The organism is Streptomyces sp. NBC_01241 (genome assembly GCF_041435435.1).
In the GTDB taxonomy this organism is placed as follows: Bacteria; Actinomycetota; Actinomycetes; order Streptomycetales; family Streptomycetaceae; genus Streptomyces.
In genome coordinates this window covers 1,240,619-1,260,909 of the sequence record NZ_CP108494.1, presented here as the reverse complement: position 1 = coordinate 1,260,909, position 20,291 = coordinate 1,240,619, and the positions used below count along the sequence as shown (strand labels likewise).

Here is a 20,291-nt window from a genome sequence, read left to right as displayed (position 1 = left end):
TGGAAGGTGGCGAGAGAGTGGGCCGGGGTTTTCCATCGTCCCTTCGCCCCCGCCGTCCCTGGCCGACCACACCACGCACTGGTTCGACCCGGGCAGGGCGCCGTCGCCGGGACCCACGCCCGCACCGAATCACCCCCTTACAGCACTTCGCCCCGTCGCATAGCGAGGGGCGAAGCAACCAGGCCCGAATTGACCAACGGCGTCAAGGCATGCTCCGCCGGGCCTCGCACACAGGGTCAGATACCGAGCTGAACGGGCAGAGTCGAGGAACTGTTCGAGAAGAGGGACGGCACCGCGATGAGGGCGTCCGGATCGACTGCCATCGCGAGATCCGGGTACCGCTCGAACACTGCGGGCAAGGCCAACGCGGCCTCCAGCCGCGCCAGCGGCGCGCCGAGGCAGAAGTGCGGGCCGTTACTGAAGGCCAGGTGCTTGCGCTGTTTCCGGGTGATGTCGAACCGGTCGGCATCCTCACCGTGCTGGGCCGTGTCACGCCCCACAGCGCTGAACGGAGCCATGATCGCCTCCCCCTTCGGGATGCGCACCCCGGCGATCTCGACGTCCTCAAGGGGATAGCGGAAGGGGAAGTTCCCAATCGGGGCGTCCCAGCGCAGCGTCTCCTCCACCACGTTCGCCCAGGTGTCCGCGTCGCCCCGTACGGCAATCTCCCGCTGGTCGGGATGGGTCAGCAGCGCGCGCACCGCATTGGTGATCAGGCTCAGGGTGGTCTCCTGCCCTGCTGACAGCATGAGCAGCAGAGTGCCGACCAGCTCCTCCTCGCTGAGCGCGTCGGGGTCCGCGGCACGGGCCGCGATCAACGCGCTGGTGAGGTCGCTTCCCGGCTCACGCCTGCGGCTTTCGACCACCCGCGCCAGCAGTTCGTACTGCTCGATCTGGCTGGCGCTGACATCCTCGGGCAGCAGATCGGAGCGGAAGATGTTGTCCATCAGCTCCTGCAGGCGGGGACGCTCGTCGGCCGGAACACCGAACAGGTCGCAGATGACCTGCATGGGCACAGGGTGCGCGAAATGACGGCGGAGGTCGACACTGCCGTCGGCGGCGGCATGCGAAGGCAGGTCATCCAGCAGGTCATCCACGATCTGCTGGATGCGGGGACGCAGTTCCTGGACGCGGCGCGGTGTGAAGGTCTGGGTGACGAGTTTGCGCAGGCGGCGGTGTTCCTGGCCGTCCGAGGTCACCATGTTGGTGACTTTCACCATGCCGATGAGGGGCCAGCCGTCCGAAATCTCGCCTCGGATGATGGCGTTCCAGTTGCGCCAGTCCTTGCTGAAGCGGGGGTCGGCGATCATCTCATTCAGCAGGGCGTGATCCGTCACGGACCAGGCCATCACGTCGCCGGGCAGCTGGACTCGCACCACGGGGCCGAGTTCACGGAGCTTGGCCGCCTCGCCGTGATGGTCCGTCCCATGAGGATCCAGAGCGATGACAGGTATATGTGGCGTCATGCCGAACTGCTCCTAATCTCAGGACCCGCCGTGCGCCGGTCCTGTCGGATACGCGGGTTCATCGACCCGTCGTGGTAGGGATACGGGCCGGTATACGGGCCGCGGAGAACTCCGCGGGCAGTGCGACCGGCACCCTCGTCCAGGGAGAGGGACGCCAGGCCACCTCGTCCGCCGGAATGCCGAGTCTCATGTCCGGCAGCAGATGCAGAGCGGTCTGCACCGCGGTACGAGTGATCAGCCGAGCGGGCACCTGTGCGGGACACACATGCGGGCCGGCCGAAAAGGCCAGATGCGAGCGGTTTCCCCAGCGTTCGTCCGCACCGTCCGGCCGGACCTCGGGATCGTCGTTGGCGGCTGCGTGCCCGAGGATGAGGCAGTCGCCGCGCCGGATGTGCCGGCCTCCCAGCTCGGTGTCGTGAAGCGCGTACCGGGCGGGCATGTTGTTCATGGGGGGATCGCGCCACAGCGCCTCGTCGAGCGCGTCATCCACTCCGAGCCTCCCGCCGTGCAGGCGGGCGGCGAAACGCGGATCGGTGAGCATAAGCCGGAGCGTGTGCGAGATCCAGGCGGTGACCGTCTCGTTTCCTGCGGAGATCATCACGACGATGGACTGCAGGCGCTCCGCTTCGTTGCGTAGATTCGGGTGGTTGATGAAGACCGTCGTCATGTCGTCGGTCGGATTGCTCCGCCGCTCGCGCACCGTATCGAGGAGGATCTGCTCGAAGTCGCGGTTTCCGGCCTGGGAGTCCCCCGCACTGCCGAACAGTGCGATGAGCGCGTCGAGCAGTTCCCGGCCCTCTTCGCTGTCGAGGCCGAACAACGAAGCGAGCGACAGCATCGGCACGATCGTGGCGTATTCGTTGACCAGATCAGCGCTGCCACGCTCGGAGAACGACGCGATCAGATCCGTGCACAACGCCTCCACCTCACGACGCACCCTGCGCTGGTCTATCCGCGCGATCCCGTCGTCGAGAGGCTTGCGCAGCCGCCGGTGTTCGGGGCCGTCGGCTCCGATGACGTTGGCACGCCATCCCATCATCGGGAGGAGTCCCGAATGCGGCGAGACGACCCCCTCGTTCAGGTCACGCCAGTTACGGGCATCGCGGGAATAGAGCTGCTCCTGCCGGGTGATGACCAGCAGTTCCTGGTAGCCCATCACCAGCCAGGCAGGCACGCCCGGCTCCAGCTCGACCTTCGCGACGCTGCCCCACTCCTTGCGGAGCCTGCGGTAGACCGCATGCGGGTCGGACGAGCCGACGACTGCGGACAGCGGAAGCAGTCCGGTGCCGTGCCCTGCGTGCGACGGGCACCCCGGCGGCGGCAGAGTGCTCATGAGGCTGTTTCCAGGGTGCGCGCCGCATGGATGCCCGATACGTGTTCCACCAACCTGATCAGGGAATCGACCGATGAGGCGCGGTCGCGCGCGTCGCAGGTCATTATGGGTGTCTCGGGCAGCAGATCGAGCGCACCGCGCAGTTCCTCGTCGGTGTAGCGCTCGCTGTCCGGGAACTGATTGATCGCGACCGCGAACGGGAGCCCGCGGATCTCCAATTGCTCCAGTACGTCGAAGCTCTCCTCCAGCCTGCGGGTATCGATCAGTGCGAGCACACCGAGGGCGCCCTCGGCCAGCCCTTCCCACAGATCCCAGAACCGTTGTTGGCCAGGTGTACCGAACAGATAGAGGACCAGTCGCGAGCTGAGCGTGACACGGCCGAAGTCCATGGCGACGGTGGTGGTCGTCTTGTCGCTCAGGCCGGCCAGTTCGTCGACCCCCACGCTCGCTGCCGTCATCACCTCTTCGGTGCGCAGCGGTTCGATCTCGCTGACGGATCCGACGAGCGTGGTCTTGCCTACGCCGAACGCGCCCACGACGAGGATCTTGACGGCCTGCTGCACCGTGTCGGGCAGGTAGCGGTCAGCGGAACCGACGGAGACCATCCAGTACCTCCTGTAGCAGTTGCTTATCGGGCGGGGCGGCCCGTGGAACACCGGAGCGTGCGGACAGATGCCCGCTGTCGACGAGGTCGGATGCCAGCACCTTCACCAGACTGACCGGCAGTCCGAGATGAGCGGCGGCCTCCACGAGGGACAGCAACTGCGCGCACATGCGCACGAGGGTGATCTCTTCCCTGGTCGCGGAGACAGGGAGGGCCCGTGGGGGAGCCACCGCCACGAGGAGCGTCTCGACGCCGATCGTGTTACGGGTTGGCCGGGAGCGCCCCTTCGTGATCACGTACGGGCGTAACGCACCGTCCGAGAACCCCTCTCCCGGCCCGCTCACGCGGAGCCCTGGCGCGGCGGGCTGCTGAGATTGCTCGCCCCGATCTTCATCACCTGCGCCTGCATCTGCCGGGCGACGAGCTTCGGGTCGATCACGGGGCCCGTCACGACGGCCAGATGTGCTCCGTCGGCACTGCGCATAAACAGGAATCCGCCATTGAACTCCACCATCTGCTGGTGCACGGCGCCGCCGTCCTCGCCGTACTCCCGTCCGAGACCGCGGCCGAGGGACTGAAGACCCGCGCAGCTCGCCGACAACCGGTCGGCGGAGTCGCGGTCCATGCCCTCCGAGTTGGCCAACAGCAGACCGTCGGAACTGAAGACGATCGCCAGCCGTACGCCGGGCACTGCGGCGACTTCGGAGATCATCCAGCCACGCTGCTCCGGGTTCTCCACGTAATTCATGCTCACATCTGTCCTTCCGAGGAATCGGGGGTGGCGGAGGAGTCGTGCGGGGGGTCGTGCGGGTCGTGACCGGGAGCGGAGCCGGAGGCGGGGGGCGTGGTCCGGCCGCCTTCGAAGAACTGCTCCATCCAGTCGCCGGCGTTCTCCGGTGAACCCGGCGGAGTGACAGCGGTCGGCGCCTCCTCCACCGCGGGGACGTATCCGTCACGTCGAGACCTGCGCTGGGGCAACCGGCGTTGACGTGCGGCCGGACCATCGGTGGCAGGCGGGAGCGAACCGGACCGGTCCGCTTCCCGGGGCGGCTCGGGCGACGGGGCGGGTTCAGCCGCCGGAGCCGGGGCCTGTGCAGGAACGGTGCGGTCGGGGGCGGCCGGGGTGACGTCGGCGGAGGGCACGGCCGGTGATGGTGACGGCGGAGCCGGCGGCGGCGAGGCATGCACCCGCCCGCCGGGCGCTCCGGCGGGCGCGAGGGTCTTCAGGAGCTCCAGCGGCACGAGGATCACCGCGCGGACACCTCCGTACGGCGACGGACCCAGATCGACGCTGAGACCGTGCCGGTGGGCGAAGCGGCCGACGACCGCGAAGCCGGTCTGCGGGATCTCGCCGACATCACCGACGCCGAGAAGGCGGCGGCCGGAGACGATGTCACGTGCTTCGGCCAGCCGGTGCTCGTCCAGGCCGAGGCCGCCATCATCCACCTCGATGACCGCACCACGCTGCACGGTCCGCACCGTGACGGGCACGCCGGTCCTCGGCGGTGAGTACTCGGTCGCGTTGGCGAGCAGCTCCGCGATGAGATGGATCAGTGGTTCGACCACCGATGCGGTGATGCCGACATCCGGGTCACCAGTCACCTCGACACGCTTGAACGAGACGATCCGGCCCGAGGCGGCCCGCACCACATCGACCAGCGCCAGCGGCTTCTGCCACTGCTGGCCGGGCCACTCCCCGCACAAAACCTTGAGACTCTGGGCGTGTCGCGCCTGCTGAGTCGCCGCGTGGTCCACATGCATGGTGGCCTCGAGCAAGTCTGCGTCGCCCGGGTGACGCTCCGCCACACCCGTGACCGTCGCCTGAATCCGGTGTGCCGAGGTCTGGACCCTGCTCGCCAGCTCGACCAACGCGATGCGCTGCGACTCCTCGCGGTTGTCGATCGCATCGGACACATCCGTGAGCAGCCGGTCGAAGCGCTTGGAGAGCTCCCGAACGAGTGGCTCCGAACTGTCCCGTGATGCGGGAATCCCGCTCCTGCCGAGAGCGGCAGGTAGCCGCTCCTCCAGGAGGAACTCCGCCTCCTGGAGCGCTGCTTCAAACTGCTTACGCACATGTGCGTGCCAGTCGGCATCACGGCGTGCGGCCTCCGCCTCACGCTCACGTATCTCGGCACCCAGGCGGATGGCTTCGGCCACGCTCGCCCGGTGCTGCCTGCACAGGTGGACGAGGCAGGCGAAGACCAGCAGAAAGGCCACAACGTATGCCACGGTCGCGGTCATGCCGACGCCTGCGATCGGCACCACGGCTCCTGAGAAGACAAGGAGTGTGAGTACGAGAGACGGCTTCCAAAGGCCAATGCTCCTACGGGGTTTGACAGTGGACGCGGGGGAACGAGCCATGGAAGACCTTTGATTCGGCAATAAGTCGATGTCTGGTGGAAGCCAGGCGTCGAACATCAAGCGACGTGCGGTGGGGGAGGACCGGGCGGGCGGCAGCACAGGAGTCCGCGAACCCGGGGCGACCTGTCGGCATCGCCCCGGTTCGTCGTCGTCTTCACGGGAGGAACCACTCCTGCACCAGAGGTTGTCTGAAGATCGTATCTCCAATCCGCTTAAGCGGAAGTGCTCTCCGAGCGTGAACAGCCCCGGCTTCCTTCCCACTTGGGCGCGCTGCGCCACAGCTCACGCCCTGCAGAGCGGTAATCAGGACTTCGGCATGGGTACCAGGCATCCGGTTCATGACGAAGCGTCGGGTGCGTTTGCCCCCGGGAGCAGGAGCAGGCACAGGCTTCCGAGATCATGGAGTTCTCGACGCCCCGTGGCCTCGATGGAAGACCGTGCGTGCCGACGAGTCATCGCCGATCCCGTCCGCCCCGGACCAACCGCGCGAGCAGCCCAAGGCCGGGACCGGCGAGGTTCCTGGCCTGCTGAAGCGGCTGGCCGCGGTGCCCGACCCGCGCGGTGTGCGGCACGCCTTGGTCGTCGTTCTCGACCAGCAGGCGGGCGGGGCCCGGGGTGGCCGGTCCGGTTCCAGGGCGCGACGCAGTGCGCCGACAAAGGTTTGCACGGCGCCCACAGCTCCGAGCGGGGGCTCCGTCCACAGGTCCTCGACCAGGCGGGCAGGGGGACGATCCGGCGACAGGCCACGATCAGCCGGGCCGGCACGGTCCGGTGCCGTGGCCTTCACAGAGGCCGGGTCCGTCCACGTGGAAGTCGAAGACCTGCGGACGGCCGCGGCCGCGTGGGACGCTTTTCACGGGGCCGAGCCGACCGGCAGTGGGAATCCGTGAGAGATGATCAGTGGTTGATCTGCTGAAAGCGCCCTTGACCTGCCTTGACCTGTGTCTGTCCGTTCGCGTGTGGAACACGGTGTCCAGATTCTGCTGGCGGTTTGTACAGGCCGGCGCTGCGGTCCGGATTGTGGGTTGCTACGAGAGTGGAGGCGCGTCCACCTGGCGCCAGGTCACCACGGGGCCGGGGTTGTGGACATCCTCGGGGGTGACCCAGAATGCCGCCCCCAGCTCCGCGTTGTACTGCGCGCCTGTCCGTCCGTCCCCGGACGAGCGGCCGGTCAGCCGACGGCCGATCCACGGCATCAGGTGCCGGCGGGCGAAACGGAGGTCTTCGACGCGTCGTATCGCCCATCCGGGGGGCACGGAGGTGGGGAGCGGCGTGCGCCAGTCGCTCTCGGGCGGCAGCCCCAGCGTCTGCCAGACCGCCTCCGCGACCCTGTGGTGTCCGTCGGCCGTCAGATGGAGCCGGTCGACGTCCCACAGCCGGGGATCGCCCAGGGCCGGTGCCCCGTACAGATCGACGACCAACGCACCGTGGCGGAGGGCCAACTCGTCGACCAGGGAGAACAGCTCCTCCATCCGCGGCCGGAAGCGTTCCATCACCGGGCCGTTGCGACCGGGGCTGCGCATGAGCACAAGCTTTTTGCACGAGGGCGCGAGACGTTCCACGGCCTCTTCGAGCCGTCCGCGGACCATGCCCATGTCGCACTTGGGCCGCAACGTGTCGTTGAGTCCGCCGACGAGCGTGACGACATCCGCCCGCAGGGCAGCCGCCGCATCGACCTGCTCGTCGACGATCTGGCCGATCAGCTTGCCTCGTACGGCGAGATTCGCGTAGCGGAATCCTGGCGTACGGACCGCGAGCCGTCCGGCGAGAACATCGGCCCAGCCCCGGTACGAGCCGTCGGGCAGCAGGTCCGACATGCCCTCGGTGAACGAGTCGCCGACCGCGACAAGACTGGTGCAGGAGGCATTCATTTCCATGGCGGTGCGATCGTATCGCGGTGCCCACGAACGCTTCCGGGCGACGTCGGCCGGGCACGAAGCGTGGCCGTCGGCCGCCCCCCTGAGCGGCTGCGTCCTCAGCCGCTCGGGGGCGGTCGCAGGAACAAACCCGGCGTTGGCCGTTGACGGTCCCGGAGTGACGGCCTTCCCACGACCGGCGGCCCCTCCCGTGAGCGGTGGTCCTTCCGCAGGTGGGGCGCGCCCCGGGCCCTCGCTGAGCCCTGCCCGGCCGCGCCCACCGCCCCCGTTCACCGGTCAGCCTGCCTGCGGCCGGCCCACCAGTTCCCGTAGCACGTCCTCCATCGTGACCAGCCCGGCCAGTCGACCGTCCTCGTCGAGCGCCACCGCCAGGTGCGTACGGCTGCGCCGCAGCGCGGTCAGTACGTCGTCGAGCGGCGTGGCGGCCCGCACCCGGGCGATCGGCCGCATCGCCGTGACCGGGAACGGCACATCGCGCGGTGTGGCGTCCAAGGCGTCCTTCACATGGAGGTAGCCCAGGATCCGCTCCTCGCTGTCCATCACCGGAAAGCGCGAGAAACCGGTCTCGTACGAGAGTTGCTCCAACTGTTCCGGCGTCGTTCCGATCCGGGCGTACACCACCCGCTCCACCGGCAGCACCACGTCCCGCACGGGGCGCCGGCCGAGCTCAAGAGCGTGGTGCAGCCGTTCGGCCGCGCGGTCGTCGACCAGCCCCGCGTCGCCGGCGTCCTTCACCAGCCGGGCCAGTTCGTCGTCGGAGAACGTGGCGGACACCTCGTCCTTCGTTTCGACGCGCAGGAGTTTCAGCAGCGCGTTGGCGAAGGCGTTGATCGCGAAGATCACCGGACGCAGCGCCCTGGCGAGAGTCACCAGCGGCGGACCCAGCAGCAGCGCGGCCCGTACCGGCTCGGCCAGGGCGATGTTCTTCGGCACCATTTCGCCGAGCAGCATGTGCAGGTACGTCGCCAGGGACAGGGCGATCACGAATGAGATCGGGTGGATCAGTCCGTGCGGTATACCCACCGCGTCGAAGGCGGGCTCCAGCAGATGCGCGATGGCCGGTTCGGCGACGATGCCGAGGACCAGTGTGCAGAGGGTGATGCCCAGCTGCGCCGCCGCGAGGAGCGCCGATACGTGTTCGAGGCCCCAGATGACGCTGCGCGCCCGCCGGTTCCCGGCCTCGGCCTCGGGCTCGACCTGGCTGCGGCGTACGGAGATCAGCGCGAACTCCGCGCCGACGAAGAAGGCGTTCACGACCAGGGTCATCGCCCCGATGAAGAGCTGGACGGCGATCATCGTGCGTCCTCCGTCCGCTCGTCGCAGTCGCCGGGCAGCGGCGCATGCAGCAGGGCCCGCGCGGCACGGCGCCCGGAGGCGTCCACCACATCGACCCGCCAGCCGGCCAGCTCGAACGAATCACCCACAGCGGGTATGCGGCCGACCTCGGTGGCCACGAGTCCGGCGAGCGTCTCGTACGGTCCGTCCGGCACCCGCAGTCCGATCCTCTTCAGCTGGTCGATGCGCGCGGCGCCGTCGGCCGACCACAGGGTCCGACCGTCGGCGTCCTCGCCGGCCGGTGCCAGGTCCGGTGTCTCGTGCGGGTCGTGTTCGTCGCGCACCTCGCCGACCACCTCCTCGACGATGTCCTCCAGAGTCACGACGCCGGCCGTGCCGCCGTACTCGTCGATGACGACGGCCATGGCGAGCTTGCCGGACAGCCGGTCCAGGAGCCGGTCCACGGTGAGGGTCTCCGGCACGAGCAGGGGTTCGCGCAGCATCTCCGAGACGCGGGTCCGGGGCCGCTGCTCGGCCGGGACGGCCAGCACGTCCTTGATGTGCGCCACACCGACGACGGTGTCGAGGCTGCCGCGGTAGACGGGGAAGCGGGACAGGCCGGTCGCCCGGGTGGCGTTCGCGACATCCTCTGCGGTCGCCTGCACCTCCAGCGCGGTGACCTGCACCCGCGGCGTCATGACGTTCTCCGCCGTCAGCTCCGCGAGGTTGAGCGTGCGGACGAACAGCTCCGCGGTGTCCGCCTCCAGCGCGCCTGCCTTCGCCGAGTGCCGGGCCAGCGCCACCAGCTCCTGCGGGCTGCGCGCGGAGGCCAGCTCCTCGGTGGGCTCCAGGCCGAGGCGGCGCAGGATCCGGTTCGCGGTGTTGTTGAGGTGGCTGATGAACGGCCGGAACACGGCGGTGAAGGCCCGTTGCGGGGTCGCCACGGCCTTCGCCACGGCGAGCGGCGAGGAGATGGCCCAGTTCTTCGGGACGAGTTCGCCGACGACCATCAGGAACACCGTGGACAGGGCGGTTCCCAGGACGAGGGCGACGGAGGACGCCACGCTCGGGGACAGGCCCACGGCCTCCACCGGACCGCGAATCAGCTTCGCGATGGACGATTCGGAGAGCATGCCGACCACCAGATTGGTGACGGTGATGCCGAGCTGTGCGCCGGACAGCTGGAAGGTGAGGCTGCGGACGGCCTTCATCGCGCTCACCGCGCCGCGCTCACCCCGCTCCACGGCCCGTTCGAGCTGGCCGCGCTCGACGGTGGTCAGAGAGAATTCGGCCGCGACGAAGGCGCCGCAGGCGAGCGAGAGCAGCACCGCCACGAGCAGCAGAAGCACTTCAGTCATCGGTTCACCTCCGTCCCATGATCGGGCAGGGGCGGGAGGATTGCTCGGTGCCGGGACTGTCGACTACTGGGGGGCTCGCCCATGGGCGGACGCTCACACCTTTCGGAAGGATCGGTCAGGAATCCACCTATCGTAAAGGATCGGCAAAGAAGGCTCCTCTTTTCGGGTGATCGTCCTTCAGCCCGTGAGGGGTTTCACCCAACGGCTCCACTGCAGCTCGGGCCCGTAGCCCGCGGCGCGCCAGGCGTGCTGCGCCAGTTCATTGCGGTCGAGCACCATCGCGTCGCCACGTCGCCCGCCCAGCCGCACGAAGCGTTCCTCCGCGGCGGCGAGCAGCGTGCTGCCGACACCTCGGCGCCGTCGGTCGGGATGGACGGCGAGCCGGTACAGGTGACACCGCCAGCCGTCGAACCCGGCGATCACCGTTCCGGCGAGTACGCCGTCGGACTCGGCGAGGATCAGCGCCTGCGGGTCACGGGCGACCAGCCGCTCGACCCCGTCCCGGTTGTCACTGACGCTGGTTCCCTCGGCCGCCACCTTCCAGAAGGCGAGGACGGAGTCGAGGTCGGCCGGTGTCGCGGCCCGTACGACGAGGTCGTGCATGTCGCCATCGAGTTTTTTCATGCCGGGATCCCATCACCGGGACGGCTGGAGCGACGAACGAATTCCACCATGTGGTCACGGACGGCCGGGCCGGCACGCATGACCGCCTGGTCATGTACGACCCGTGCGGTCGACGGTGACCGGTGCGGTCGACGCGGAGACCGGTGCACTCACGCACGACCGGTGTACGGGGCGCCGTACGGCTCCTCTTGCCGGTGCTAGCGCGCCCGCGCTAGCGTGTTGCTGTGCCCAAGACTCAGCTGAACGTGAGAGTGGACGAGGCCACCGCCGAGGCCGCGCGACAGCGCGCGCTGCAGAGGGGGATGAGCGTGAACCGCTACATAGAGGAACTCGTGAAGCAGGATGCGGGTGAGGTCGGACACACCTTTGTCGAAGCCGCGGCCGACTTCATGAAGCAGTACGAGTCGGTGTTCGCCGAGGAGTTCGGCCCGGAGCGCAAAGGCACGCGTTGAATCTCCAGATCGACCTTTCCTGGCTGCTCATGGTGGCCGAGCACAAGACCCCCGGCGATCCGCAGGTCGTCGACTGGGGTGCGCTCGTGGCCGCGGTGGCCCGCCATGAGGCCGAGATCTTCGGCAGCCCTGTCTACAGCGATCCGCACTCCAGGGCCGCGGCCCTGCTGCAGTTGCTGCTCCATGTCCCCGCGCTCGAACACTCCAACGCGATGTTCTCCTCGGCCGTCGCGTACGGCTATCTCGTCGCCTCCGGGCTGAAGGTCATCACCTCGCCCGAGCAGGTGCGTGACCTGGCCCGACTGGTGAAGGAGGACAAGGCGGACGTCCGGGCCATCGCCGACGAACTGCGCCAGTGGAGTCTGTGAGGTCTGCGGCCCGGAGGTCCCCGGCCCGCGGGATGGTTGCGGTGCGGGCGTGGGCTGTACGTTGCGGGTGCGCGCGTGGGCTGTACGTTTCCGGTGCGCGCGGTGGGCTGCGTGGCGGCGAGCCGACGGGTCAGTCCAGCTCGGCCGGCCGCCGGGCCACGCCCAGCACGCAGTCGGACGTGGGCAGCCGGAATCCCCAGTCCGGCATCCTGACCCGCCGGTAGGTCTCCACCGTGAACCCGGCCCTCTCGATGGCGGCCAGGGTGTCGCGCGCCGTGTGACACCCGCCCGCCAGCAGTGGCCAGACCGTACGGTCCAGTGCCCGCTGGGTCGCTGCCATCACCCGGTCATCGGCTCGCACATGCTCGAAGAAGCGCAACTCGGCGCCGGGCCGCAGCACCCGCACGATTTCCGTGAGCGATCGCTCCACATTCCGTACGGTGCACAGCACCAGCGAGGTGACCGCCCCGTCGAACGCCTCGCTCTTCACCGGCAGGGCCTCCGCCGTGCCCGGCACCACATCCACCGGAATTCCGGCACGCAGTGCCGACGCCACCGCCAACTGCCGCAGGCTGCGCTCGGGTTCGATGGCCACCACCTCCGATACCGCGGGCGGGTAGTGCGCGAAGTTCAGGCCGTTGCCCGCACCTATGTCGATGATCCGGCCGGACAGACCGGCCAACAGCTCCGAGCGCACCGCGGCCAGCCCCGCCCCGGTCTCCGCCGCCACGCTCATCCGGGCGTAGATCCGGGCGAAGACGGGGTGGTGCACCGCGTCCTCCGGGATTTTCGTGCTGCGAAGACGCATGACGGACCTCCTCGACACGGCACTCGACCCGCAAGGTACGGCTACTTCGATTCTCCCCCCGTCACGCACGGCTCAGCCGCTCATCCGGCGACCGGTTCCCGCCCAGCTCCGCGGCCAGCCAACTCCCGGCCCGTGCACGGAAAACGGCCGGCTCCAGCGCCCCCGCACCGGCCGGCACCGCACCCAGCAGCGGGGCACCCGCCACCACCGGAAGATCCGACAGATTGCAGCGCGCCGCGAGGTCCGGCTCGGCGGGCATGCTGCCCACCACCACGCCGAGGCACTCCAGTCCCCGGGCCCGCAGGGCCTCCGAGGTCAGCGCCGTGACATTGAGCGTGCCCAGTCCCGCCTGCGTCACGACCAGAACCGGTGCGGTCAGCAGCCGGGCCGCGTCGGCGAGGGTCGCGCCCTCGTCGTCGAACCGCACGAGCAGCCCGCCCGCACCCTCGACCAGCACCAGATCGTGTTCGGCCGCCAGCTTCTGGACCGCCTCGGCGATCTCGTACGGCCGTACCGGTGGGAGACCGGCCCTGCGAGCGGCCGTGGCCGGGGCCAACGGCTCGGGGAACCGGGCCAGTTCGACCGCGGTCACCTGGCCGCCCGCCAGCCGTACGACTTCGGCGGCATCCCCGGGCTCGCCGGGGGCCAACCCTGTCTGCGCGGGCTTGAGCACCGCGACGCGGCGATCCCGGCAGGCCGCCGCCACGGCCGCGGTCACCACCGTCTTGCCGATCTCCGTGCCCGTACCCGTCACTACCAGAACCGTCATCTCAGCCCTCCCGCGCAGCCGCGCACACGGCGCGGCAGATCCGCGCCACATCGTCGTCACCGGTCACATACGGCGGCATCGTGTAGACGAGATCGCGGAACGGCCGCAGCCACACGCCTTCCCGCACCGCCGCCCGGGTCGCGGCGGCCATGTCCACCTCGTGATCGAGCTGTACGACGCCGATCGCGCCCAGCACCCGCACCTCTCGCACGCCGGGCAGTTCCGCCGCCGGGGCGAGACCTTCCCGCAGCCCCGTACCGATCCGCCGGACCTCCCGCTCCCAGTCCTGGCCGAGCAGCAGGTCGATCGAGGCGCACGCCACCGCGGAGGCGAGCGGATTGCCCATGAACGTCGGTCCGTGTGCCAGCACCGGCACGTCGCCGCGCGAGATACCTTCCGCCACCCGAGAGGTGCACAGCGTCGCCGCCATCGTCAGGTAGCCGCCGGTCAGCGCCTTGCCCACACACATGACATCGGGCGAGATCCCCGTGTGCCCGGCGGCGAACAGCTTCCCCGTACGGCCGAACCCCGTGGCGATCTCATCGAACACCAGCAGCACGTCGTGCGCGTCGCACGCCTCGCGCAGCACCCGCAGATAGGCGGGGGAGTGGAACCGCATACCGCCCGCGCCCTGCACCACCGGCTCCACGATCACCGCGGCCAGCCGGTCGGCGTGCTCCGCGATCAGTTCCCGCAGATGACGGGCGTACGCGGCATCCGGCTCCGCGTCGAAACCGGCCGGTGGCTCGTCCGCGAAGATCTGCCGGGGCAGCACGCCCGACCACAGCTCGTGCATGCCGCCCTCGGGGTCGCACACCGACATCGGCTGCCAGGTGTCCCCGTGGTAACCGCCGCGCCAGGTCAGCAGCCGCTGCTTGGCCGGCCGCCCGGCCGAGCGCCAGTACTGCAGACACATCTTCACCGCGACCTCGACCGACACCGAACCCGAGTCGGCGAGGAACACATGCCGCAGCGGCTCCGGGGTGATCTCGACCAGCCGGGTGGCCAGCCGCACGGCGGGCTCATGGGTGAGCCCGCCGAACATCACATGGCTCATCCGGTCCAGCTGGCCGCGCGCCGCCTCGTTGAGCACCGGGTGGTTGTAGCCGTGCACCGCCGACCACCACGACGACATGCCGTCGACCAGCTCCTGCTGCCCGTGGGCCGGTTCGGCGAGCCGGAGCCGTACCCCGGACGCGGACTCCACGACCAATGGCTCCTGACGTCCCGGCATGGGGCCGTACGGATGCCAGACGTGGGCCCGGTCCAGGGAGCGGAGCTCGTCCGGGGTGAGGGCCTCATGCATTGGGAGCGAGATCCGTGCCCGCGCCGCGACGACGCACCGCCACCAGATCCGTGCGTGCTGCCGGAACCTCGCCGGGTTCGGCCACGGCATCCCCGGGCGCGTCTCCGCACGGCGCGCACCCGCCGTTCCGGGAACTGCACCCGCTGTCGTGCGAACCGCACCCATCGTCGTGCGAACCGCACCCGCCCCCCGCCGGCGCACGGTGCGCGGGCAGCGTCGTCGTCCCCGCTCCCTCCACCTCGAAACCGGCGTCCGCGATCATGTCCAGGTCCGCCTGCCCCGCCTGCCCCTCACTCGTCAGGTAGTCGCCCAGGAAAATCGAGTTGACCAGGTGCAGGGCGAGCGGCTGCATCGAGCGCAGATGCACCTCGCGCCCGCCCGCGAGCCGGACCTCCACATCCGGGCAGACGAACCGGACCATCGCCAGAATGCGCAGGCACCGCTGCGGGGTGAGGTTCCACTCCTTGGCCAGCGGGGTTCCCTCGAACGGGATCAGGAAGTTCACCGGCACCGAGTCCGGGTCCAGCTCCCGCAGCGAGAAGACGACATCGACCAGATCGGCGTCGCTCTCGCCCATCCCCGCGATCAGCCCGGAGCACGCCGAGAGCCCGGCGGCCTGCGCCTGCTGCACGGTCTCCACCCGGTCCGCGTAGGTGTGGGTGGTGGTGATGTCCCCGTACGTCCCCTCGGACGTGTTGAGGTTGTGGTTGTACGCGTCGGCGCCCGCCGAACGCAGCCGGTCGGCCTGTCCGCCGGAGAGCAGACCGAGACAGGCGCACACCTCGACGCCCTCGTTCTGTTCCTTGATCGTCTCGATGGTCTGCGACACCCGGTCGACATCACGGTCCGTCGGTCCGCGGCCGCTCGCCACCAGACACACCCGCTTGGCGCCACCCGCCACCCCGGTCGCAGCTGCCTTCGACGCCTCATCCGGCTTCAGCCAGGTGTACTTGAGGATCTCGGCCTTCGATCCGAGCCGCTGCGAGCAGTACGAGCAGTCCTCGGGGCAGAGCCCGGACTTGAGATTGACCAGATAGTTCAGTTTCACGCGCCGCCCGAACCACTGACGGCGCACCCTTCCGGCCGCGGCCACCACGTCGAGCAGATCGTCGTCCGAGGTCGCCAGTACGGCGAGTGCTTCTTCGCGGGTCGGCAGCTCGCGCCGCAGCCCCTTGTCCACCAGCGTGTTCAGGAGGTCCATGACGTTGATCCTGGCCTACGGCACGGCCCGCAGCCAAGGAGGAATCGGACAATGGAGCATGCCGATGGTGTGGGTATTGCCACAGCATGACCTGCTGCGCCCCCGGTTAGAGTCTGTGAGCTGCCTACAAAAGGGACCGCTCATGTCCTTCGCCCCGTTCGACTGGATCGGCGACGAGGCGCGCCGCCGCGCGGACGCCGGACTCGTCCGTACGCTCCGCCCCCGGCCCGCCGAACCAGAACTCCTGGACCTCGCGAGCAACGACTATCTGGGCCTGACCCGGCACCCCGAGGTCACCGCTGCCGCCGCCGAGGCCGCCCGCCGATGGGGTGCGGGCGCGACCGGATCCCGGCTCGTCACCGGCTCCACCGCTCTGCACGCCGAACTCGAACACGAGCTGGCCGAATTCTGCGGGTTCGAGGCGGCCCTGGTCCTGTCATCGGGCTATGCGGCCAATCTCGCTGCCCTCACCGCGCTCACCGGCCGCGGCTCGCTGATCGTTTCCGACGCGGGCAACCACGCCTCGATCGTGGACGGTTGCCGGCTCTCCCGGGCCGGGACCGCCGTCGTGCCGCACGCCGACCCCGACGCCGTACGCAAGGCCCTGCAGACGCACGACGGCCGTGCACTGGTGGTCACCGACTCGGTCTTCTCGGTCGACGGCGACGCCGCGCCGCTGCCCGAACTGGCCGACGCCTGCCGGGCGGAGGGCGCCGCGCTGCTCGTCGACGACGCGCACGGTCTGGGCGTACTGGGGGACGGCGGCCGGGGCGCGCTCGCCGCCGCCGGTCTCGCGGGCGGCGACGGAATCGTCACCACGCTCACCCTCTCCAAGTCCCTGGGCAGCCAGGGCGGAGCGGTCCTCGGTCCGGCCCGGGTCATCGAACACCTGGTCAACACGGCCCGGACTTTCATCTTCGACACGGGTCTCGCGCCGGCCGCCGCGGGCGCCGCGCTGGGCAGCCTGCGACTGCTCGGCCGCGAGCCGGAGCGCGCCGAACGGGTCCGAGACGTCGCCAGCGCGCTGTACGAGCGGCTGACCGCCGCCGGCCTGACCGCCGTGCGCCCCGATGCCGCCGTGGTCTCGGTACGGGCGCCCTCGGCAGACGCGGCGGTGCGCTGGGCGGCCGACTGCCGTACCGCCGGAATCGCGGTGGGATGCTTCCGGCCGCCGTCGGTGCCGGACGGCGTCTCCCGGCTGCGGCTGACCGGGCGCGCCGATCTGACCGAGGAACAGATTGCCGAGGCGGTGGCGATCGTGCGACGGACCGCTCCCGTCAGCTGACCGGACCCCGGTGCAGGCCGGAGACGAAAGAGGTCCAGGCCCCCGCCGCGGAGAACCGCAGTGGGGGCCTGGACACGTCCTTGGAGTCCCGCACGGCCAGCCGTCCGTCACCGAACGGCTACTCGTCACATGGTCGAGAACAGCCGGTGAGACCGGCATATTCGCCGACCGAGAACGGAAGCAACTGATGTTGAATATGGGGAAGTTGAGCCCGGGACCGTGCTGGATCGGCGGCCTTCCTCCCTATCCCCGCTCCTCCTCCTGCCGAGCGGACAGTGTGACGCCCGCATACGGTTTTGCGTGGCAGGGTTCACCGCATTGAGCGACAGATATATGCATATCTCGGTGGATCGCCGCCGGAGGGGGCAGCATCAAGGGCAATCTGGCGCGAAGCACAACCGGGACCGAGCGCGAGTCGGTCCGGGTGGGAAAGGGACGGCTCGCCATGGCAGACCATCAAGAAGCCAGCGTCACTCTGCCGAGCGAGCCGGTCTCGGTCGCGGCGGCCCGGAGATACGTGGACCGGGTGCTCACCGAATGGGGACTGGCCACCGACACGGAGTTCGCCGACGGCATCCGGCTCGTCGTCTCGGAGCTCGCGACCAACGCCGTCCAGCACACCTTCGGGCAGTCGCCCACTTTCACCGTGGACCTGAGACTGGAACGGGAGGAACAGCTGCAGCTGGGAGTGACGGACAGTCACCCGCGTCGGCCCCGGCGGCTGCCCACCACCGTTCAGCAGGACAACGGACGCGGCATGGTGATCATCCGCTCCCTGGCCAAGGAGTGCGGAGGCCGGCTGACCGTCACCCCCACCGCCGACGGAGGCAAGAGGGTCTGGATCGCGCTCCCATGGAGCACCCCCGTACAGAACTGAACGGCCACCCGATCCGCCCCGTTACCCGGACAGGCCGACGGCGGACGGGACGGATGGGGCGGCGGCTGCGCCGCCCGCGTGCCGCCCGCGCCGTCGAGGGCGGAGGCGGCGCGGCGCTCACCGCGTGGGGACTGGTCCTGGCGTCCGGCCCCCTGCTGCGCTGAAGTCCTCAGCCGCACCGGGCTTGTCAGCGGCGCTGAGACCGCGTCAGCGGACCCGGCCGTAATAGACGTGTTTCGTCCAGATCTTCTCCAGCCGGACCACCGCACCGCTCCTCGGCGAGTGCCAGATCTTGCCGTGACCGGCGTAGATCCCCACGTGGTAGACGCTGTGGCCGTAGTGGAAGAAGACCAGATCGCCGCGTTGCCTGTGCGAGGCCGGGATGTGGCGGGTCTTGTTGTACTGCTGCTGGGCCGTGCGGGGGAGCCTCTTGCCGGCCTTCTTGAACGAATAGGCCGTCAGTCCCGAGCAGTCGAAGAGGTTGGGGCCGGTGGCCCCCCACCTGTACGGCGATCCCTTCTTGGACGCGGCGACCTTGAGTGCCTTCATGGAGAGAGTCGCCGCCTGGGCCTCCGTCGCGGCGCCCGGGGCGAGCATGGTGCCGCCGACGGCGGCCAGAGTCAGAACCGAGGCCGTACCGGCCCGGGCGAGCAGAGACGGGACATGAACCTGCGCAGTCATGCGCAACCCTTCGTCAGCCGCCTGTGAAGGATGACCTGTCGGGTTCGGGCTGGCGAAGTTGCCCGGCCGCGCTCGGCGGCTTCACCCCGAGGGCCGACCGGTGATCCGGTCGACCCGTTGTGCTCGGGTCCTCCACTCCTGCCGATCCACTTCTGTCGACCAGACATCCGGACGGCGGCAGGACTCGGCGTCCGCCCGGACCGCCCCGTCGCTGTGGCGGGGGCTTGTCGTCCCACGGATCTTGACTCACCGACTGCCGGATTTTCGAGGATAAACGACGAATTGTGAGGCTCTTCGCGGCTGACCCGTTCGGGTGGAGCCGGCGGTTCCGGGAACGCTGACGTTCATTCGGACCGGTCCCGTACCAGGGGTGGAATCAAGGATTCCGCTCATTGCCCGCCGGGAGCGCGCAACTGGAGAAATATCTCGCGAGAGGGACTTTCTACGCCGAAAGAGCTAGGAATTTCGATGTGACCACCGGGCGTGTCGCGAACGGGAGTTGGGTGCCCCCGGCCGGGGCGGGTTGCGGGGGAGCCCGGCTGGTCCCGGCCGGCCTGGCGGAAAATCGGTTGATCAACTCGTCGGATCGGGAGGTACGGTGACGCGTCCGGCCCGCCGTTCCCCGTCCAGCACCCGTAGCGCCCGGGCCAGGGTGGCGGCGTGGATCCGTGCTTCGCCGCGTTCGTGCATCAACGTGAGGGCGTCCCGCAGCGCGGCCGCCCGTGAGGCCAGTGCCTGTGCGGCCCGCAGCGCGGAGTAGGTGTCGTCGCCGCGGGCCGGGTTGATCCGGCCCAGTTGGTCGAGGACTTCGAGATAGCGGTCGATGAACTCGCCCTCGGCGCGTGTCAGCGCGGGCGGTGGTGGCAACTCCGGTGGTCGCACCGGGCGTTCACCGCGCACCGTGCGGCGGGAGCGACGACTTCCGGTTCTCCATGACGTGGTCCACCAGGCCGTATGCCTTGGCGCCGGGGGCGTCGAGGATGAGATCGCGCTCGATGTCGGCGGCGATCTGCTCGGCGCCGCGGCCGGTATGGCGGGCCAACAGCGTGGTGAGCATCTCGTGGACCCGTTCCAACTCCTGCGCCTCGATCTCCAGATCGGACGGCTGGCCCTGCACCGGCTCGGTGAGTGCGGGCTGCTGTACGACGACCCGCGCCCCGGGCAGCGCGTGCCGCCTGCCGGGAGCACCCGCCGCGAGCAGTGCCGACGCGCAGGAACCTGCCTGGCCGAGGCAGTAGGTCTCCACCTCGCAGGTGAGGTACTCCATCGTGTCGTAGATCGCCGACATGGCCCCGAACGAGCCGCCGGGGGAGTTGATGTAGAGGGAGATGGGCCGGTCCGGGGCGGCGTGTTCCAGATACATGAACTGGGCGACCAGGTCATTGGCCGCGGTGTCGTCGACCGGGGTGCCGAGGAAGACGATCCGTTCGGCGAGCAGCTTGGAGTACGGGTCGAGGGTGCGGGTCCCGTTGGTCGTGCGCTCGGTGAACTCGGGCAGCACGTAGCGGGCGGCAGGACGGAACAGCATGAACGATGCCTCTCCTCCGGGATCTGTACGGGATTCGCGTGAGCGGACTCTGCGCGAGCACCTGTAAAAAATGTACAGGACGTACAGAAGGTTGTGGTGGGAGCGTGATCCTGGCGAT

The 20,291-nt window shown here is 69.5% G+C and carries 22 protein-coding genes, 1 pseudogene and 1 riboswitch; of the genes and pseudogenes, 5 read left to right on the top strand and 18 right to left on the bottom strand.

Going from position 1 to position 20,291, the window contains the following annotated elements:
- Window positions 1–236: 236 nt before the first annotated feature.
- From OG306_RS05235 to OG306_RS05190, 10 genes are all read right to left on the bottom strand, one after another.
- Window positions 237–1,466, bottom strand: a complete 1,230-nt coding sequence (locus OG306_RS05235) for a cytochrome P450 family protein (RefSeq protein ID WP_266907253.1) — start codon at window positions 1,464–1,466, stop codon at window positions 237–239.
- Window positions 1,467–1,524: 58 nt separating this feature from the next.
- Window positions 1,525–2,799, bottom strand: a complete 1,275-nt coding sequence (locus OG306_RS05230) for a cytochrome P450 (RefSeq protein ID WP_266907255.1) — start codon at window positions 2,797–2,799, stop codon at window positions 1,525–1,527.
- The gene (locus tag OG306_RS05225) at window positions 2,796–3,404 is read right to left on the bottom strand and encodes a GTP-binding protein (RefSeq protein ID WP_327259448.1); all 609 of its coding nucleotides are present in this window, start codon (window positions 3,402–3,404) and stop codon (window positions 2,796–2,798) included. Before OG306_RS05225 ends, OG306_RS05230 begins: the two co-directional genes overlap by 4 nt.
- Window positions 3,382–3,747 (bottom strand): DUF742 domain-containing protein, encoded by a 366-nt coding sequence (locus tag OG306_RS05220; protein WP_327259449.1) that lies wholly within the window; start codon window positions 3,745–3,747, stop codon window positions 3,382–3,384. The genes OG306_RS05225 and OG306_RS05220 overlap by 23 nt, the downstream gene beginning before the upstream one ends.
- The gene (locus OG306_RS05215) at window positions 3,744–4,151 is read right to left on the bottom strand and encodes a roadblock/LC7 domain-containing protein (RefSeq protein WP_266744855.1); all 408 of its coding nucleotides are present in this window, start codon (window positions 4,149–4,151) and stop codon (window positions 3,744–3,746) included. Before OG306_RS05215 ends, OG306_RS05220 begins: the two co-directional genes overlap by 4 nt.
- A gap of 2 nt (window positions 4,152–4,153) precedes the next feature.
- Window positions 4,154–5,764, bottom strand: coding sequence for a sensor histidine kinase (locus OG306_RS05210; RefSeq protein ID WP_371665168.1), 1,611 nt, complete (start codon window positions 5,762–5,764; stop codon window positions 4,154–4,156).
- Between the two features lie 1,028 nt (window positions 5,765–6,792).
- Entirely contained in the window at window positions 6,793–7,641 is an 849-nt protein-coding gene (locus OG306_RS05205; protein ID WP_266744854.1) for an SGNH/GDSL hydrolase family protein, read from the bottom strand.
- A gap of 276 nt (window positions 7,642–7,917) precedes the next feature.
- The gene (locus tag OG306_RS05200; protein ID WP_266744853.1) at window positions 7,918–8,937 is read right to left on the bottom strand and encodes a hemolysin family protein; all 1,020 of its coding nucleotides are present in this window, start codon (window positions 8,935–8,937) and stop codon (window positions 7,918–7,920) included.
- Window positions 8,934–10,274: a hemolysin family protein gene (locus tag OG306_RS05195; protein WP_266744852.1), complete on the bottom strand. Its 1,341-nt coding sequence runs from the start codon at window positions 10,272–10,274 to the stop codon at window positions 8,934–8,936. The genes OG306_RS05200 and OG306_RS05195 overlap by 4 nt, the downstream gene beginning before the upstream one ends.
- A 177-nt stretch (window positions 10,275–10,451) precedes the next feature.
- Entirely contained in the window at window positions 10,452–10,898 is a 447-nt protein-coding gene (locus tag OG306_RS05190; RefSeq protein WP_266744851.1) for a GNAT family N-acetyltransferase, read from the bottom strand.
- A 224-nt stretch (window positions 10,899–11,122) separates the two neighbouring features.
- Here OG306_RS05190 and OG306_RS05185 point away from each other — a divergent pair, with 224 nt between their 5' ends.
- Both OG306_RS05185 and OG306_RS05180 read left to right on the top strand, forming a co-directional pair.
- Window positions 11,123–11,350 (top strand): hypothetical protein, encoded by a 228-nt coding sequence (locus OG306_RS05185; protein ID WP_030921856.1) that lies wholly within the window; start codon window positions 11,123–11,125, stop codon window positions 11,348–11,350.
- Window positions 11,347–11,718, top strand: a complete 372-nt coding sequence (locus tag OG306_RS05180) for a fic family toxin-antitoxin system, toxin component (protein WP_266744849.1) — start codon at window positions 11,347–11,349, stop codon at window positions 11,716–11,718. Before OG306_RS05185 ends, OG306_RS05180 begins: the two co-directional genes overlap by 4 nt.
- A 130-nt stretch (window positions 11,719–11,848) precedes the next feature.
- Here OG306_RS05180 and OG306_RS05175 read toward each other — a convergent pair whose 3' ends face one another.
- From OG306_RS05175 to bioB, 4 genes are all read right to left on the bottom strand, one after another.
- On the bottom strand, window positions 11,849–12,526 hold the full coding sequence (locus OG306_RS05175) for a class I SAM-dependent methyltransferase (protein WP_327259450.1): 678 nt from the start codon (window positions 12,524–12,526) through the stop codon (window positions 11,849–11,851).
- Window positions 12,527–12,587: 61 nt separating this feature from the next.
- A complete protein-coding gene (gene bioD, locus OG306_RS05170) occupies window positions 12,588–13,295 on the bottom strand; it encodes a dethiobiotin synthase (RefSeq protein WP_266744847.1) in 708 nt (235 codons plus the stop codon).
- A gap of 1 nt (window position 13,296) precedes the next feature.
- On the bottom strand, window positions 13,297–14,601 hold the full coding sequence (locus tag OG306_RS05165) for an adenosylmethionine--8-amino-7-oxononanoate transaminase (protein ID WP_266744846.1): 1,305 nt from the start codon (window positions 14,599–14,601) through the stop codon (window positions 13,297–13,299).
- Complete coding sequence (gene bioB, locus OG306_RS05160) at window positions 14,594–15,802, bottom strand: biotin synthase BioB (RefSeq protein ID WP_327259451.1); 1,209 nt, start codon at window positions 15,800–15,802, stop codon at window positions 14,594–14,596. The genes OG306_RS05165 and bioB overlap by 8 nt, the downstream gene beginning before the upstream one ends.
- A 142-nt stretch (window positions 15,803–15,944) precedes the next feature.
- Between bioB and OG306_RS05155 the strand changes: the two genes are divergently transcribed.
- On the top strand, window positions 15,945–17,087 hold the full coding sequence (locus OG306_RS05155; protein ID WP_371665167.1) for an 8-amino-7-oxononanoate synthase: 1,143 nt from the start codon (window positions 15,945–15,947) through the stop codon (window positions 17,085–17,087).
- On the opposite strand, the gene OG306_RS05150 is transcribed toward OG306_RS05155, so the two are convergent.
- Window positions 17,080–17,181, bottom strand: a complete 102-nt coding sequence (locus OG306_RS05150) for a DUF397 domain-containing protein (protein WP_266744843.1) — start codon at window positions 17,179–17,181, stop codon at window positions 17,080–17,082. The two genes, OG306_RS05155 and OG306_RS05150, sit on opposite strands and share 8 nt — an antisense overlap.
- Window positions 17,182–17,532: 351 nt before the next feature.
- Between OG306_RS05150 and OG306_RS05145 the strand changes: the two genes are divergently transcribed.
- Window positions 17,533–17,964: an ATP-binding protein gene (locus OG306_RS05145; RefSeq protein WP_371665166.1), complete on the top strand. Its 432-nt coding sequence runs from the start codon at window positions 17,533–17,535 to the stop codon at window positions 17,962–17,964.
- Window positions 17,965–18,014: 50 nt separating this feature from the next.
- Window positions 18,015–18,128, top strand: a pseudogene (locus OG306_RS05140) (LysE family translocator); the annotation flags it as partial.
- A gap of 43 nt (window positions 18,129–18,171) precedes the next feature.
- On the opposite strand, the gene OG306_RS05135 reads toward OG306_RS05140, so the two are convergent.
- The 3 genes from OG306_RS05135 to OG306_RS05125 all read right to left on the bottom strand — a co-directional run bounded on the left by OG306_RS05135 (window position 18,172) and on the right by OG306_RS05125 (window position 20,170).
- Window positions 18,172–18,645, bottom strand: a complete 474-nt coding sequence (locus OG306_RS05135) for a C40 family peptidase (RefSeq protein ID WP_266744841.1) — start codon at window positions 18,643–18,645, stop codon at window positions 18,172–18,174.
- Between the two features lie 3 nt (window positions 18,646–18,648).
- A riboswitch (cyclic di-AMP (ydaO/yuaA leader) is annotated at window positions 18,649–18,813 on the bottom strand.
- 405 nt (window positions 18,814–19,218) lie between these two features.
- A complete protein-coding gene (locus tag OG306_RS05130; protein WP_327349994.1) occupies window positions 19,219–19,527 on the bottom strand; it encodes a hypothetical protein in 309 nt (102 codons plus the stop codon).
- 7 nt (window positions 19,528–19,534) lie between these two features.
- Complete coding sequence (locus OG306_RS05125; protein ID WP_323184038.1) at window positions 19,535–20,170, bottom strand: ATP-dependent Clp protease proteolytic subunit; 636 nt, start codon at window positions 20,168–20,170, stop codon at window positions 19,535–19,537.
- Window positions 20,171–20,291: the final 121 nt, after the last annotated feature.